Below are 17,140 nucleotides of genomic sequence, written 5' to 3' on the forward strand. Positions count from 1 at the left end.
CGTTTTGACGCCGCCTGAATAGTAGTCGAAATTATCCAGGGAGTTAGCCGCTCTTTACTCACCGCTTGCAAAAGCGGGAGTATTAGAGCGGGTTAGTCATCGGATAAAATCAGGATTAGTGAAAAATAAGTTCAAGGATAAACAAATATCCCTGAACTTATTTTTGGGGCTGGGAACATTCGTTGTACAGAGAAATAATCTCATCAAACATTTTTTCAGGAGAAAAACGGGAAATAATATCGTTTCTGGCGGCTTGACCCATCTGAAGACGCAAGATAGTATTTGCTGCTAATAATTTGAGTTTGCTGTACAAGATCTCACAATTTCCGCTGGGGATGAGGTATCCTGTTTTACCATCGGTAATAACTTCACCTGTGCCGCCGACATCATAGGCGAGCGCGGGTTTTTTCATTGCCATTCCTTCAGCGAGGACCAGACCAAAGGTTTCAAAACGTGATGGCAGAACAATCACATCGGCAGCAGACAGATAATTTTCCACATCGGGTTTATGACCAAGAAAATGTACTCGGTCTGTCAATCCATTTTTCCATATTTGATAACGCAATTTCCACTTGCCCTTACCGGTACCGATAATCAGTAAATGCCAGTCTGCAGCACCGGTTTGTTCTGATAAAAGTTTGATAAGATGCTGATGGCCCTTATTGCGGAGATTTTTTATCCGGGCAGTAATTGCCAGGCAGAAAGTTTTGTCAGCTATATTTAATCTCTTGCGAAGATCATTACGATTATCGTGAGGAGAAAATTTTTCGGTATCAACACCATTATAAATAACTTTTACTTTTTCCGGTATGGCACCGTTTTCTAAAGCAATGTGGTATACATATTGACTCACGGCTATTATTTTATCACACTGCATAAGAATCCTTTCTTTTCTGCTGCCGAACAAGCCGTGTGCAGTATAAAGAACCGGCAGATCAGGCAAATATTTTAACTTGCATTTTACTGCCGTGATACCTGCAGCAGCAGAATGAGCATGGACAAGCTCTATATCATATTTTTTTATTATGAATTTGAGAAAAAATGCCGCAAGAGAAGTGTTCAGCCGCAATGGCAGGAATATCTGAGAAATTCCCTTGGCAGCCAGCTTATCGGCAAGCTGTCCGCCGCCGGAAACAACGATAACATTATGACCGTTTTTCTGAAGAAGGGGAGCAAGCATAGCAACGTGACTTTCGGCACCGCCTATATTCATTCTTGGTACAAGAAGAAGAATATTCATTTTTCAAAACTCGATTTTTCTGGCAGAATTTTTTCAAAGGAAGCGATAATATGTCTTTTTATATTGGCAAAATCAATATTATCATTATCGTTCACACAGAGCATAGGCATGTCTTGTGATTCAATAGCAGTATATAAATCAGCATTATCTGCTTCCTGTCCGTATATTTCAAATACCTGTCCCTTAGCGTGACGGCCTATGGGCTCAAAGTCGCCCTTTATAAGCTGCCAATATCGAATAAGCCATTGATCAACATCACTGCGGCTGCGGAATTTATTGCAGCTGCTTTCATCAAGTACATCATTTTCTGCAGACCAGATATCATTATAAGTACTTTTTAAAAATGAATAGGGCAGGTGATTGTTAGAAAAACCGCGAAAATGATGCTCTCCTGAGAAAATAAAATTGCGCAAAGCATTCCAGCCATATTTAGGGGATATCCATTTCCAAAAATGCTTGCGGACTTCTGCCTTTTTATCAAAATTAGCATTCAGTACAGCCATACTGTTAAATTTTATAAAAGGCATCATATCGCCTTTTACAGGAGAACTTATGGCAGTGACAATACAAAAATCTGTTGGCAGTCCGTTTTTGAAAAATAATTCTTTTGGTACCGGTTTTAGAATAAACATGTCGTCATTAAAAGATACAAAGCGTTCGGCAAGACCTTTTATACGATGTAAATTCAGCTCTAAAGGACTGGAACTGAAAGTAGGAAGATATTGTGGAAGAAGATAATTATCGTGGCGGACGATATTTAATTTGGGATGTTCAGTATTTAACCATGCCGGTAAATGTCCGCAGGTTATAAAATGGATTTTATTTACCCAGGGCGCAAACTTTTCTACACCACGGAACCAATATTGCAGATTGTCCCAATCGCGATACCGGCTGAGACGCTTATCTCCATTTATATCAGAAGAATAGGCATTCTTTTGTTTCTGCCAGGATGGATCATTGCCGTCCACCCAGCAAATAGTAAAATCTATTGGCTGATTATTTTCTTGCATTTTATTTGCCCTTTTCTGTATAAGTTTTTGTCGCTCGATGACGCTCTACCGATTTCCATCGATTGTGCAGCCAAAACCATTCCGCAGGATGTTTTATTATATGATCTTCTATTTGTTTTGTTATTATCATGGTAGCTGTGCGTATATCTTCATGTTTATTTTGGGTTTTCGCCACAAAGATAGGTTTATGGATAATTATTTGATGAGTGAGTCCGGGGCCTTTGACTATAAAAACAGGAATTATAGGAGCATTGTTGCGGCGGGCAATAGTCGCTGCTCCGTGAGCACATGAAGCATCTCTGCCTAAGAAAGGCATAACTATACCGTCTTCAGCAGCATCCTGATCCATTATGAGGCCAATGAGCCAGCCCTTAGAGATCATCTTGAACATGTTTCGGACATCATACTTATACATGACATATACACCTATCAAGGCACGGTATTCGTTCATAAAACGATCAGCGCCGCGATTGGATTGTTCCTGAGCTACACCGACAAGCTTATAGCCATTTTGAGATAAAGCGCCGCCTAAAAGTTCCCAGTTACCGCTGTGAGCAGCTGCAAGAATACCGCCGCGGCCAAGCTTCAAAGCCTCATCAAGATTTTCTGTACCGGATAAAGTGATATATTTATTCATATTATATTTCATGATAGGAAAACGCAGTACATCGATTATCATGGGACCAAATTTTGTCCAGCTTTTTTTTACGATTTGTACAGCTTTCTTATGAGATATATTAAGGCTGAGTACAGCATTTCTTACAGCCATATTTTTTCGTTTAGGCGGAATTAAAAACCATGTTATATGACCAATGGCCCTGCCTATCAGGTACGATATTTTTTCTGGCAATAAACAGAACAGTTTACTGAATAGTTTCAATACATAATAAAGAGCGATGAAAATCACCTTCCTGTTATTAGCTGGTCTGACTTTTGATAAGAAGGTTCAAAAGTGTGGGATGCCGCTGTCCGGCAAGTTTTACTGTGCTGAATAAATTAAAATCAGCGTAAAACTGCTGTCAATTTATTTATTACCTGCTGAGGCTCAATAGAGGCAAGACAATCACGGTTAAAGCGGCATTTCCGTTTCCAGCAGTGTCGGCAGTCATAGGCTACTTCAATATAATTGTTTTTTTGATTGTAGGGTCCGTTGCGATTGGCATCTGTAGGTCCCATGATCATAATAGCAGGTTTGCCAAGAGCAGCCGCCATATGAAGACTGCCAGTATCACCGCCGACGGTGGCAGAGGCATTTTTAATTATGAATGCCAATTCTTTTAAAGCTGTTTGTCCCACCAGGTCAACGGTGTTGTTTTGTGTCAGATTTTTTATTTTATCTGCGATAAGACGGTCTGTTTTTCCGGCACCGGCTAAAAGCGGAATTATTTTTTTACCGCAGCACCAATCAATTAATTCTGCGAAATAGGAAGCAGGCCAGCGTTTATTGGGCCAATTGGCACCGACCACCAAAACCACATAAGGATCGCTGAGATTCACTTTATTTTCAAACAGCAGAGAACGGGCTTTAGCAATATTGTCTTCTGTTATGCCCAGCGGAAATACTGGATTATCAGCATTCCCGCCTAATCGGCGGACAACATCCAAATATCTTTCCACTATATGACCATTATGGTTTTTTCCGCTCAGCGGTGTACTTATGATTCCGCTGCCTTCACGCATATCCGTGTAACCAACTTTTTCTGCAGCATGGGCCAGCCAAGCAATAAGAGCTGATTTTAAAAGTCCCTGCAGATCAATACTGATATCATAGCGGCGTTTATTGAGACGTGCAGAAAAAGGTTTCATATATTTAAGAAAATCAATAGGCGAATTTAATTTCTTCCGATCGAAAATAATAATTTCATCAATTGCCGGACAATCGTTGACTATGTCGGCAGCTACGGGAGAAACTACCCAAGTAAGATGACAGTCCGGCCAAGTTTTTTTTACAGCTGCCGCCACAGGCAACGCATGGATGACATCACCGATAGCACTGAGCTTTATTATAAGAATATTTTTCATGGTCAGCTGCAGATCTCTTGTACTTTCTTTATGATGTTTGTTGTGGAGCAGCCCGGCAATAATTTGATAAACTCGGCGTGGCCGCCATATTTTTGCAGGGTTTTTGCCTCGGGCAGGGTAGACAGAGAGTAATCGCTGCCTTTTACATAAATGTCCGGCCGTACCTTTTCTATAAGCTTTTCAGCGTTGGTTTCATCAAACAAAACCACATAAGTCACAGATTTTAGAGCATTTATCACAATGGCTCGTTCATTTTCGGGGACAATAGGTCTTTTATCGTTTTTCCAACGTTTTACGGAGGCATCGGTGTTCAGACCGACAATGAGGCAGTCACCATATGAAGCAGCCTTCTCCAGATATGTTATGTGTCCGGCATGGATAATATCAAAGCAACCGTTGGTTAAAACTATTTTTTGACCGGATTTTTTTAAAACAGAGCAAAGCATTGCTATATCATCATTTTTTATAATCATAAGCTCACTTTTCCAAAATATTTTTCAGTTCTTTTACCGCTACTGTGGCTGTACCCATCTTGCGTACAGCTATGCCGGCAGCATAATTGGATAATTTTGCTGCCAGAGAAGGATCATAGCCTGCCGCTACGGCCAAGATAAATGCGGCTACACAAGTATCACCGGCACCGGAAACATCGTAAACTTCACTTTTATCAGATACGGGGATGCGAGTTGCTTTGCCGTTTTCTTCAAATAAAACCATTCCTTTTTCACCGCAGGTTACTAAAATACCTTTAGCTTTTAATTTCTTCAACAAGAGAAATCCAGCATTATAAAGATCGGTCTCTGTATTTATTGCAGAATTTACGGCGCTGGCCAGCTCAGCATCATTTTGCTTCACGTAAGTGACACCTGCGAAGGATTCTATATCGTAGCGTGAATCGACTATGCAGGGAACATTGTTTTTCTGTGAATAATTTATGGCGAGTTCACGTACCGCGGGTGTAATTGTACCACTGCCATAATCACTGAGAACAATGCCGCCGATTTTTGGCAGCAGCATACGCAGTTTTTCTAAAAGCAGTGTCTCGTCAGAAGGGCTTATCGGTGTATTATTATCATGATCTATGCGTACTACCTGCTGACTGACGGTTGCTCTTCCTCCGGCAATTATCCTGGTTTTAGTTATAGTGGTGCCTTTAGCTGAAACCAACATACCGTCGATGCCGACACCGTTAACCGTCAAAATATTTTTAAGGCCTGCACCGGCGCTGTCACTGCCTAGTAATCCCACCGCGGAAACGCATCCGCCCAGTGTAGCAATATTATTTACTACATTGGCAGCGCCTCCGGCAACAATTTTCTCTTCTGCCTGTTTGAGAACTAAGACAGGTGCTTCACGAGAGATTCGGTCGATAGTACAGTGCAGGTATATATCTGCGACCATATCGCCGATGACGGCTATATGTTTATTTTGCATACCGCTCAGAACAGCGGATAATAAATTTTTTCTGTTTTCCATTTTGTATCACCAATGAACAAGATTGAATTTTATATGCCATGAATTTCTTTTTTCCCGGTATCTGAGTTCCATATCAAGGCAATGAAAGTCATGATACCAGTAATAATCCCTATCCATCACCTTCATACCGTCTCCGGCATCAAATTCGTTGGCAATGACAATTCTGTCCTTGTCAGTAAGCTCGTAGCTGAATCCGGCAGTGACTTTTTTTGAATAATCATCATAACCATAATCAAATAACGAGTTTTGTGTTGTTGACTGCGAATAATGATAAGCAGTATATGCTACAAGTTTGGGGCTTATATCAGCCATCACTGTAGCATTATAGTAGAAATTATTTGAGTTGCTTGAGTCATAGGATTCATAGATCCAGGAATAGCCTATGTTTGGATAAAGACGTATTTTGGGAGATCCAAGATTGATGGGGGCATGCGAAAGGCTGACAGAATGACTTCTGTGCCAGCTTGATTTTATATCATCGTCCCATTTGCCGTATTCCGTGGAAAAGCCAAAGCTAAGCGGTGTGTTGGCAATATGAGTATTATAATCAAAAATCATAGTTGGTTCTTTTTTTATCCATACATTGTTGCTGTCTTCGTAATAACCGTCTTCAAGACGTACAGAAGCTTTGCCGTCTGCCCATTGCAGTCCATAGACATTGCGAAGATCATGCTTGGTATAATAATTGAAATCAATATAGGCTTTGATTTTTTCATTAAGATTTTGGTCATAATAATAATTTATATGCAGGCCATCATCACTGTCATAATTTACATGCACGGGGATGGTACTGTTTTTGTCTGAAGCATTTTTCCCTATTGCTGTTATATAACGGTCTTTTTTATAGATTACCTGCCCTTTGATCCAAAATTTTGCATTATAGGCTATCATATGATCGTCCGGCCATATTTCAATCTTATCGGCAGACATATAGTAGTCCGGTTTTTTTGCCGGACAACGTGTGATGGAACCATCATATATGATCATCTCTTCGGGATAAAATTCCATTTTTTTCCCGGATACTTGTTCAGTATCTATGGATCCCTTTACATTTTCCATTTTGCCGAGTTTTGTATTGTAATTGTATGTGGTATTATAGCCATCCATGACAATATTCGGTTCACCGGCTGCAAGATCTCCGGATTGGGCCATGTGAGCCTTATCGGGAATAGCTGCATCACCGCTTTTGGCATTACCTGACATGGAGTCAGTGGTAATCCGCGAATAATCGTGGGTTATGCGGACATTCCCTTTAGCAAATACATCGCCTGTGCCGCTGTCATAAGAAATATCATTGCCTTCAAATATTATAGGTGCTGGTTTTGAAGGATCGAGTGGACGTATAAATTTTTCATTATCTATGTCAGCACGCAGTTCTTTAAGTTCTTTGTTTTCTCTATGCTGGCGGGCATAATCTTTCTGTTCTTGAATATAATTCAGCAGATCGATATCTGTATCATCTGCATAGGCATGAGTCTGTGCTGCATTGAAAACGGCAGCAAAGGCAGTTAATGCCGATAATAAATAAATTTTTTTGTGCATATAATTAAATTCTCCTAAAAATAATATCAACTGTTGTATATTCGTGAACAAAAATAAAACTCCTGCTTAATATGGTCAGTCATACCAGATAATATTAAGCAGGAATTCTATTTTGAAAATGAAATATATGTTACTGTCTTTTATATTTGCTGCTGAGTTCTGCCAGATACAAAGCTGTTTTTGGGTCTATGCGGTCGCTCGACAGCCGCCAAGTCCAATTTTTGCCAACTGTGCCGGGCAAATTCATTCGAGCTGATGAATCAAGCAAGAGTACATCCTGAAGAGGTAATATAACTATGCGGGCTTCACTGGCATAAGCGTACTCTATCAATTTTTGACAAAGCTGATCCGACGATGCGGCATACAGTTTCAACTGTGCTGATAAAATAGCTCGTGCTTCCGGTGTAAGATTTTTTTTCAGCCATCCTATGGTAGTATCATTATCGTGAGTGCCTGTGTATAAAATATTATTTTCTGCACAGGAAAAGCTTATATTTTTTTCTGTGCTTAAATGCAATTCAAACTGCAATACTTTCATCCCCGGAAAACCGCAGTCATTTTTTAACTTATCTGCATCTTCCGTTATAATACCAAGATCCTCTGCAATAATAGAAATTTTTCCCAGCTGTTTTTCCAGAGACTTAAAAAAAGACAAACCGGGACCTTTTTCCCAACAGCCCGTACGGGCTGTTGAGGCCTTGCTGTTTACAGACCAATAGGAAGCGAAACCGCGAAAATGATCAAGCCGAATTACATCCGTCATGAGAGAGAGAGTACGAAATCTTTCTACCCACCAGCAATAATCGTCCTCGGCCATTTTATCCCAGCGATAGTGTGGATTTCCCCAAAGCTGACCATCCTCAGTAAAATAGTCAGGCGGCACACCGGCAACCGTTAAGGGATTACCGGTTTCATCAAGATTGAACATAGCTTGATGTGCCCACACATCAGCACTGTCATGCGAAGGGAAAATAGGCATGTCACCGATGATTTTTATATTGTGTTTAGCCGCATAATTCTTTAATTCCCGCCATTGGCTGAAAAAAATATATTGAACGAATTTTATGTAGGCTATTTCTGTCCGATGTTTAGAAGAAGCCTCAGACAAGGCTTCCTGAGAATGATTTCTCAATGGAGCCGGCCATTTTATCCATGAGGCGTTATAATGTTTTTTCAGCGCACTGTAAATGGCATAATCTTCCAGCCAATATTTTTGTTCACGGCAAAATGAATAGAATTCCTCACAGGGAGAAAATAATGAAAAGGCTTTTCTGAGCAATGTATCCTTACTTGATTCTACAGAAGAAAAATCAACACTGTCAGAATCATCAATATGATAGATATCTTCCGGCATAAGTAATCCGTCACGGAGCAGACTGTCGGGAGAAATAAGCAATTTATTGCCGGCAAAAACAGAAGGTGACTGATAGGGAGAGGCACCGTAACCTACAGGATTTAATGGTAATATCTGCCAATATTTTTGGTTGCTGTTTTTCAACCAATCGATAAAAGAGAATGCGCTGCTGCCTATATCGCCGATCCCGTAAGGTGAATATAAGCAGCTGGGATGTAGAAGAAGACCGCAGCTGCGTTCATATTGGAGCGGTTTCGTTACCTGCCTTAGGACCATACCGGATAATTTTTCTATATCCAGTGTCAGGATATCATCCTTCAGCAATATTTCTTCAGCTTCAGATAATACATCTTTTACCGCGGTATGGCAAAAACCATGCAGATCAAGTGTGAGATGAGCGGTGTTCTCATAGCTGCGGTTGATTATTATAATAAAGCAGTCATTTTTGGCAGATTGTCCAAAAACATCACTGCCTGTACGGATACAACGTAAATAGACTATTACATCGTCTTGAGCATAAAGAAACAAAAGTTCGCCTGTTCTAAGGGCAATATGCTTATTCCTCAGCGCAATCAAGGTTTTGAACCATGCCCGTAATTCATTATTGCCCTCACTCCAGTTATAGGTACCGCGATTATATGGATCACGCAGTCCCTCCATCCCTATTTCGTCACCATAATATATAGACGGTACACCTGGATAAGTCATCTGCCATAAAACGGCAAGCTTGCTTCTGAGCATTCCCAGCCTGTAGTGAGCAGGATCAAGCTGGTAATTTCTTTGAGCTGCGGCAGATATAGTCTCATAATTGGAGGCTTCACCTAATAAACTGATGACGCGTTCAACATCATGGCTTCCTACTAAATTCATCATTGCATAGTAATTATGATAGGGGTAATTCTCTTTTTGACTGGACAGATAACAACAAGTCTTTTGGGCAGATATTCTGCAAAGCAGAAAATCCAGCACTGTCTTGCGAAATGGGTAATTCATGGCTGAATCCATTTCTCCGCCGCAAAGATATTCCCGCGAAATGCCATAACTGACTTTATTTGAGGCATCTTCCCAGACTTCACCGATAAGAATGGCATCCGACTTGATGCTTTTCATTGTTTTATAAAAGTGCCGTGAAAATTTTTGTGGTAATTCGTCAATGACATCAAGGCGCCACCCGTTTATACCATTTTTCAGCCAATGCCGCAGCACGCTGTTTTCACCGTCTATGATGAAATTCATATACGACGGTGAAATTTCGTCAACATTAGGCAGTGTATCAAATCCCCACCAACTGTCATATTCATGAGGATAGCTGCGGAACGTATACCAATCGTAATAAGGCGAGTTTTTGGATTGATAAGCGCCTATGGAAGAATACGTATTTTCTCTGTTGAAATATATACTGTCACTGCCAGTATGGCTGAAAACACCGTCAAGAATAATTCGTATGCCCATTTTCTGCGCTGAAGTACACAAGTCAATAAATTCTTCGTTAGAACCTAGAATTGGATCTATTTTGTGATAATCACCCGTATCATAATGGTGATTGCTGGCAGATTCAAAAACGGGATTAAGATAGATCACCGAAATACCTAATTCCTGTAAATAAGGCAGTTTGGCTTTGATACCGGCCAAGTTGCCGCCAAAAAAATCATAGGAAATGATATCTTTTGTGTCAACGTCTTTATAATAATAGGGCTTATCATGCCAATCAGCATGATAGACAGCGTTTTTTTTAGAAACAATGGCATTTCCGCAGCGGTAAAAACGATCAGGAAATATCTGGTACATTACAGCATTTTTGAACCATGCCGGAGTAGCGGCATCAGCCTGATAAACGGTTACCTGAAAAGAGGACGGAGAGCGTTGATAAATACATCCTTTTCCGCCGGTATTTTCGGTGCTGTTCCCATAAAACAGTGTCTCATCGGCAGTATCAATGATAAAATAATACCATAAAAGACACCCTTTATCTGGCAATGTCAGCTGAACCGTGTAATGCTTGGAATTTTGAAGAGAGTTGTGCAATGATATTATTTTTTCGCCGGATACTTCCTGCCATAAACGCAGAGATATTTTCAAAATCTTTGTTTCGGAGATAACATCGATCGACAGAAAAAGATCTGTACTTGTACGGCATGCTCCAAAGGGATAACGATAATAAGCATTATAGGAATCATGCAGCAGTAAAATTTCCTCAGGCAAGAAATCACCCTCTCAACTATTTATTTTTGAGCAGATTCGTATATACGTCTTTATATTGTTTGGCAGAATTAGTCCAGCTGTAATCCGATGACATGGCATTTTTTATAATGCGCCGGCGTAATATGATATCATCGTATTTTTCTAAGGAGCGTTTAATGGCAAAAAGCAGCTCATGAGCATTATAATTATCGAATACGAAGCCATTACCGTTGTTCGTATAACTGTCATAGGGGATAATAGTATCCTTCAATCCTCCAGTGGAGTGAACGATCGGAATACTGCCATAATGCAGTGCTATCATTTGTGAAATACCGCATGGTTCATATCTGGAGGGCATTAGAAAATGAGAAGATGCGGCATAAATTTGATGAGCCAGTTCATCGCTGAATACAGTATTGACGGAAACTTTTGTCGGAAAACGCCATTGGAGGCCGTGAAACCATTCCTGATATTTGTAGTCGCCTGTTCCGAGCAGAATAAATTGAATATTCTCATACTGCAGAAGTTCATCGAGAATTCTTGTGAGCAAATCTATTCCCTTTGCTTCAACAAACCGAGATATAAAAGAGAGGACCGGAACATTTCTGTCGATAGGTAAGCCCAGTTTTTCCTGCAGATTTACTTTGTTTTCTGTTTTTTTCTCCAAAGCGTTGACAGCAGTATAAGGAACAAAAATATGAGGATCTGTTGCGGGATTATACTCGCTTTGATCTATACCGTTGACGATGCCGCAGAGACAATTGCTGCGGCGGCGCAGTACGCCATCCATTTGTTCTCCAAAATAAGAATTTTGGATTTCTTCTGCATAAGAACGGCTGACCGTGGTCAGAGTATCGGAATACAAGAGTCCGCCCTTCATGAAATTGATATTATCATAGAACTCCAGATCACCGTTATCAAAATATTTTTCACTTAGCCCTAATACATCTGTCAGAAATGTTTTGGGAAATACACCTTGATATTTTAAATTGTGTACAGTATAAACTGTTTTTATATTACTATATCTGCTATCGTGTGTGTATCCCAATTTTAAAAATACATTGATAAGACTGGTTTGCCAATCGTTTGAATGAATGATGTCAGGCCAAAAGTCTATTTCGGGCAGCATTTTTAGAACAGCACGGCAGAAAAAGACAAAACGTTCCGCGTCATCATCATAGCCGTATATATTTTCTCTTTTAAAATAGTATTCGTTGTCTACAAAATAAAAGGTAACTCCGTTAAGCTTTAATTTTTCAATACCAAAATATTGTTCTCGCCAAGAAACATTGACTGTCCCCGCGTATATATTTTTCATCTTTGACTGATATTGCTTTGCTATCGCGCTATATTTAGGCAGCACTACCCTAACATCAATGCTCTGCTTATTAAGCGCCTGAGGAAGCGATCCGGCTACGTCACCTAATCCGCCGGTTTTTATGAAAGGGGCTGCTTCTGCAGCAGCATAAAGAATTTTCAACATGAGAACAATCCTCCATTCTATAATTATTGAATATATATTGATAATTTGCCAAAAGAGAGCAATCAGATAAAAAAATCAGTGAGATGTTTTTTGCAGTTTAGCTTTTATGCGGGCTATTTTTCTTTTATTGCATCCATGTGAATTTTTTGCAGGCGAAATCAGTGGATGTTTTTGGAAAAGTGTACTGTTACTCTTTTCCGATAAAAATAATTTGTAGGATTCATCACTAAGATGTAAATATACGCAGGCGAGCGGCGGTATGGTGAGCGAAATCGAAAAAGGGTGGCTATTCCACGGAATTGCTTCTGCCTGTATTATGTCTGTGTTGGTAATGCCTGAACCGCCGAAGACAGTGTCATCACTGTTGAATATCTCTGTGTAGCCGCCTTTTATGGGAATGCCGATTCGATAGCTATAATAGATCTGCGGAGTAAAATTGAAAACAGCAATTAAGAAGTCAGTGCAATTTGTCGTTTTGCGCATAAAAGCGACAATGCTGTTTTGCTTGTCATCGCAGCTAAGCCATGTAAAACCATTCCAATCAAAATCTATCTGCCACAGAGAAGGTGAATCAATATAAAGTTTGTTCAGAGTCTTCGAATAGTGCAAAAGCTTATTATGCATCGGGTATTTTTCAGTTAGATGCCAGTCAAGGCTGTCATCGTAATTCCATTCAATGAATTGACCGAATTCTCCGCCCATAAACAATAATTTTTTCCCTGGATGGGCGATCCAGTAGGCAAAAAATACTCTTAACCCGGCAAATTTTTGCCAATAATCTCCTGGCATTTTTTCGATGAGGGAACATTTGCCGTGTACTACTTCATCATGAGACAGTGGCAGAACAAAATTTTCAGAAAAGGCATACATTAAAGAGAAGGTGATCTTGTCGTGATGCCATTTGCGATATATGGAATCAAGACTTATATAACTGAGGATATCATTCATCCAGCCCATGTTCCATTTATAATTGAATCCCATACCTCCGCTGTGCACAGGGCTGCTCATTTGGGGCCAATCAGTAGATTCTTCCGCTATCATCAAGGCATCGGGATAATATTTAAAGACAGCTTGATTAAGCTTTTTTATAAATTCTATAGCTTCCAGATTTCCGTTTTCGCCATATTTATTGGGCTGCCAGCAGTCATCATGCCGCTCATAGTCAAGATACAGCATATTGGCAACAGCATCTATTCTCAGACCATCGATATGATATTCCGTCAGCCAGAATATAGCATTAGAAATAAGGAAACTGTGTACTTCAGTACGCCCATAGTCAAAATTAGTAGTGCCCCATTGTTTGTTCTCACTGCGCAGTTTATTATCAGATTCGTAAAGATTTTTCCCGTCAAAATTTTTCAAACCGTGTTCGTCATTGCAGAAATGTCCCGGAGCCCAATCCATGATCACGCCGATACCATTCTGATGGGCCGTATCTATTAAAAAGCGAAAATCATCAGGAGTTCCATAACGGCTGGTAGGTGCATAATAACCTGTTGCCTGATATCCCCAAGAACCATCAAAAGGGTGTTCATATAAAGGTAAAAATTCTATGTGTGTATAATGCATATCCCGTACATAATTTATCAGCTCCACAGCCGCATCCCTATAAGACAGATAATGATTGGCAGGAGCACGGCGCCATGATCCAAGATGCACTTCATAGATAAGCATTGGTTTTTCATATGATGAGTGCGCTGCCTTTTTTTCCTGCCATAAAATGTCATGCCATTCATATCTGCACATGTTATATAAGCAGGAAGCTGTGTTAGGTTTTTTTTCTGCATAGAATGCATAGGGGTCTGCCTTGTAGATAAGTCTGCCATCGGCAGTTTTTATAGCATATTTATATAGTGAATTTTCAGTCAGATGAGGAATGAATATATGCCAGATTTCTCCGTCAGATAATTTTTTCATGATATGTGAATTTTTATCCCAGCCGTTAAAATTACCTACAACACTAACTGACTCAGCATCAGGCGCCCATACGGTAAAGCGCACACCGGATATATTGCCGCTGTTTGTGAAATGGGCCCCGAAAAGTCCGTAGGAGTGATAATTGGTACCTTGATGATATAAATAAATATCATAAGGCTTTAAATCTGATATTATCATAATATATCCTCACTTTCTGTAACTTTTAATATATGCTTAATAGTTATAAAACAGGTTTTTTTGATAAAAAATAAAATTTGACTGGATGCAGACCAATTTATCAAGAAGGCAATTTTATCATATTCATTCCCCAAATATCATCGGCATATTCTTTTATCGTTCTGTCGCTGGAGAAAATGCCGGAGTGAGCAATATTGATAAGGCTGGATCTTTGCCAATTGAGAGTATCTATATATTTCTTTTCAATAATTTCATGGGCAGCGCAATAAGCGGGGAAATCTTTGAAAATAAAATACTCGTCATTGCTGCCAAAAAAATAGTTATATAGAGAATGAAAATCACCATTGCTGGTGAACGGACCGGATAAGAGCTGATCAATAACACAGTGAATGTCAGGATTGCTGTTATATTCATCCCATGCTGAGTAATGACCGTTTTGATAATAAGATAATATTTCATCGGCATTGAGACCGAAAATGACGCAATTATCATCACCAACTTCATCATGTATTTCTACATTTGCCCCATCCAGAGTCCCCAGTGTGATGGCGCCATTCATCATGAATTTCATATTGCCGGTGCCGGAGGCTTCCTTACCGGCGGTTGAGATTTGTTCGCTGACATTAGCCGCCGGAAATAATTTTTCAGCCAGTGAAATGCCGTAATTTTCCAGAAAAACTATTTTAAGTTTTTGGTTGACATTTTCATCGGAATTTACGATGGCCGCAACGGTATTGATAAGACGTATCGTTTCTTTTGCTATGTGATAACCCGGTGCGGCTTTTCCGCCAAAAATAAAAGTACGGGGAAATATATCAAGATGCGGATTTTGACAAAGCTTATTATAAAGATGCATCAAATGGAGTATGTTCATGAGCTGACGTTTGTAAGAATGTATACGCTTTACCTGAACATCGAATATGGACAGAGGATCAATAATTATGTTGTATTTGGTTTTTATAAGTTGTGCCAGTTCATTTTTATAGAATTGCTTGACATCAGTTAATTTTTTCAGCGCAGATGGATCATCAACATGTTTAAGAAGATCAATGAGCATATTTGGCGCAGTTTTCCATTTAGGCGATATGAGCTCATCTATAAGTGATGTAAGTTTTGGATTTGAAGCAATGAGCCAGCGCCGATGAGTTATACCATTGGTTTTATTGTTGAATTTATTAGGATAGTAATCACTGAATTGTTTCATACTATAATTTTTTAGAATATCCGAATGAATCTTGGCTACACCGTTGACGCTGTGGCTGCCTACTATCGCCAGCCTGGCCATATGGACGAGTCCATCCTGAAGTATAGAAAAAGTGTGGATGATATCTTCATTGCCCGGATAACGCCGGCGTACGCTTTCCAAAAAACGTCTGTTTATTTCTTCAATAATCATATAAATACGAGGCAAATGAGGGCGGAACATATCTATGGGCCATGTTTCCAAAGCCTCAGGCATGATAGTGTGATTGGTATATGCCATGGTCCGCATAGTTATATCCCATGCCTTTTCCCACGAAAGTTTCTCTGAGTCGATGAGAATGCGCATTAATTCGGCAACAGCCATAGCGGGATGGGTATCATTGATGTGTATGGCAACCTTTTGTGGAAAATCAAGCAAAGATAAGTTGCTCTTCTTATAATGGCGTACAATGCTTTGAATACCGGCAGAAACCAAAAAATATTCCTGCGTCAGGCGGAGCAGTTTTCCCTTATTTGAGCTGTCATCTGGATAGAGACAGCTGGTTATTGCCTTAAGGCGATATTGAAATTTCAATTTTTCCTGCAGTTGTTCATGTGTCAAAACACCGCTTTGAGCAAAGTCCTGACTGACTTCTGCGTTCCAAAGCCGCAAAGTGTTTACTATGCCGTTGTGATAGCCGACTATAGGAACATCATAGGGAACCGCTGAAACGGTAGTATAATTTTCATAGATAAGTTTCAGATTTCCGTCCGGCATTTCTTTCATGTAGGCATTGCCGCCGAAGGGAACGAGTATTTCCTTTTCAGCTTTGCGGTATTCCCAGGCAAAGCCATTTTTAAGCCAGTTATCAGGTATTTCGACCTGGTTATTATTGATGATTTTTTGTTCAAACAATCCATATTGATATCGAATACTGCAGCCGTGTCCGGCAATGCCCAATGATGCCATGGAATCAATAAAACAAGCTGCCAGACGTCCCAGACCTCCGTTGCCGAGGCCGGCGTCAGGTTCTTCATCAAACAGGTTATCTAAGTCGATGCCAAGATCGGCCATTGCAGAACGACAGATGGCACCAATGTCCAGATTGAGTATATTGTTATTGAGAAGCCGTCCCAATAAAAACTCTATGGAAAAATAGTATATCTGTTTTTCTTTATGTTCACTATAATATTTATTTGTCCTTATCCAGTTTTCGCTTATGTATTGCCGGATAGTATTAGCCAATGCCTGATAAAGATTTTCATTTGTAAGATCTTCCATATCGCGTCCAAACATTATATTTGCTGTCTGTAAAAATAAATGTTCAAATCTGTTTTTTTCTTCCAGAAGTTTATTAGTCAACATTCGCTTGACACCTCTCCTTTTTCTTTGAGCTAAAAATAAGATGCTCTTTCCGAAGAATATTTGAATAATCTGCTGTGCATCCTGCTAAAGAACTGAATATATTGCATCAGATATTCCAGTTATGCATTTTTGCAGCAAAGGCTATCTGAACAGCAATAAAGGTATTTAT

The 17,140-nt window shown here is 39.8% G+C and carries 11 protein-coding genes; all 11 read right to left on the reverse strand.

Going from position 1 to position 17,140, the window contains the following annotated elements:
• Positions 1 to 157: 157 nt before the first annotated feature.
• The gene (locus I6758_RS07830) at positions 158 to 1,240 is read right to left on the reverse strand and encodes a glycosyltransferase family 4 protein (RefSeq protein ID WP_196604655.1); all 1,083 of its coding nucleotides are present in this window, start codon (positions 1,238 to 1,240) and stop codon (positions 158 to 160) included.
• On the reverse strand, positions 1,237 to 2,250 hold the full coding sequence (locus tag I6758_RS07835; RefSeq protein ID WP_196604656.1) for a stealth family protein: 1,014 nt from the start codon (positions 2,248 to 2,250) through the stop codon (positions 1,237 to 1,239). The genes I6758_RS07830 and I6758_RS07835 overlap by 4 nt, the downstream gene beginning before the upstream one ends.
• Position 2,251: 1 nt before the next feature.
• Entirely contained in the window at positions 2,252 to 3,157 is a 906-nt protein-coding gene (locus I6758_RS07840; protein WP_330998032.1) for a lysophospholipid acyltransferase family protein, read from the reverse strand.
• A 95-nt stretch (positions 3,158 to 3,252) separates the two neighbouring features.
• Complete coding sequence (gene waaF, locus I6758_RS07845; protein ID WP_196604657.1) at positions 3,253 to 4,272, reverse strand: lipopolysaccharide heptosyltransferase II; 1,020 nt, start codon at positions 4,270 to 4,272, stop codon at positions 3,253 to 3,255.
• 2 nt (positions 4,273 to 4,274) lie between these two features.
• Positions 4,275 to 4,745 (reverse strand): D-glycero-beta-D-manno-heptose 1-phosphate adenylyltransferase, encoded by a 471-nt coding sequence (gene rfaE2, locus I6758_RS07850; RefSeq protein WP_196604658.1) that lies wholly within the window; start codon positions 4,743 to 4,745, stop codon positions 4,275 to 4,277.
• Between the two features lie 4 nt (positions 4,746 to 4,749).
• On the reverse strand, positions 4,750 to 5,748 hold the full coding sequence (locus tag I6758_RS07855) for a bifunctional heptose 7-phosphate kinase/heptose 1-phosphate adenyltransferase (protein ID WP_196604659.1): 999 nt from the start codon (positions 5,746 to 5,748) through the stop codon (positions 4,750 to 4,752).
• A gap of 6 nt (positions 5,749 to 5,754) precedes the next feature.
• Positions 5,755 to 7,290, reverse strand: a complete 1,536-nt coding sequence (locus tag I6758_RS07860) for an LPS-assembly protein LptD (RefSeq protein ID WP_196604660.1) — start codon at positions 7,288 to 7,290, stop codon at positions 5,755 to 5,757.
• A gap of 130 nt (positions 7,291 to 7,420) precedes the next feature.
• Positions 7,421 to 10,846 (reverse strand): 4-alpha-glucanotransferase, encoded by a 3,426-nt coding sequence (gene malQ, locus I6758_RS07865; protein WP_196604661.1) that lies wholly within the window; start codon positions 10,844 to 10,846, stop codon positions 7,421 to 7,423.
• Positions 10,847 to 10,862: 16 nt separating this feature from the next.
• A complete protein-coding gene (gene glgA, locus I6758_RS07870) occupies positions 10,863 to 12,308 on the reverse strand; it encodes a glycogen synthase GlgA (RefSeq protein ID WP_196604662.1) in 1,446 nt (481 codons plus the stop codon).
• 75 nt (positions 12,309 to 12,383) lie between these two features.
• A complete protein-coding gene (gene glgB / locus I6758_RS07875) occupies positions 12,384 to 14,423 on the reverse strand; it encodes a 1,4-alpha-glucan branching protein GlgB (protein ID WP_196604663.1) in 2,040 nt (679 codons plus the stop codon).
• 100 nt (positions 14,424 to 14,523) lie between these two features.
• A complete protein-coding gene (locus tag I6758_RS07880; protein ID WP_196604664.1) occupies positions 14,524 to 16,971 on the reverse strand; it encodes a glycogen/starch/alpha-glucan phosphorylase in 2,448 nt (815 codons plus the stop codon).
• Positions 16,972 to 17,140: the final 169 nt, after the last annotated feature.

This window comes from Pectinatus haikarae (assembly GCF_015732185.1).
Lineage (GTDB): Bacteria > Bacillota > Negativicutes > Selenomonadales > Selenomonadaceae > Pectinatus > Pectinatus haikarae.

Excerpts from the sequence above, each read along its gene's own strand:
- I6758_RS07830 (WP_196604655.1), bottom strand. The coding sequence starts at position 1,240 with ATGAATATTCTTCTTCTTGTACCAAGAATGAATATAGGCGGTGCCGAA.
- I6758_RS07835 (WP_196604656.1), bottom strand. The coding sequence starts at position 2,250 with ATGCAAGAAAATAATCAGCCAATAGATTTTACTATTTGCTGGGTGGAC.
- waaF (WP_196604657.1), bottom strand. The coding sequence starts at position 4,272 with ATGAAAAATATTCTTATAATAAAGCTCAGTGCTATCGGTGATGTCATC.
- rfaE2 (WP_196604658.1), bottom strand. The coding sequence starts at position 4,745 with ATGATTATAAAAAATGATGATATAGCAATGCTTTGCTCTGTTTTAAAA.
- I6758_RS07855 (WP_196604659.1), bottom strand. The coding sequence starts at position 5,748 with ATGGAAAACAGAAAAAATTTATTATCCGCTGTTCTGAGCGGTATGCAA.
- I6758_RS07860 (WP_196604660.1), bottom strand. The coding sequence starts at position 7,290 with ATGCACAAAAAAATTTATTTATTATCGGCATTAACTGCCTTTGCTGCC.
- glgA (WP_196604662.1), bottom strand. The coding sequence starts at position 12,308 with ATGTTGAAAATTCTTTATGCTGCTGCAGAAGCAGCCCCTTTCATAAAA.
- glgB (WP_196604663.1), bottom strand. The coding sequence starts at position 14,423 with ATGATAATATCAGATTTAAAGCCTTATGATATTTATTTATATCATCAA.
- I6758_RS07880 (WP_196604664.1), bottom strand. The coding sequence starts at position 16,971 with ATGTTGACTAATAAACTTCTGGAAGAAAAAAACAGATTTGAACATTTA.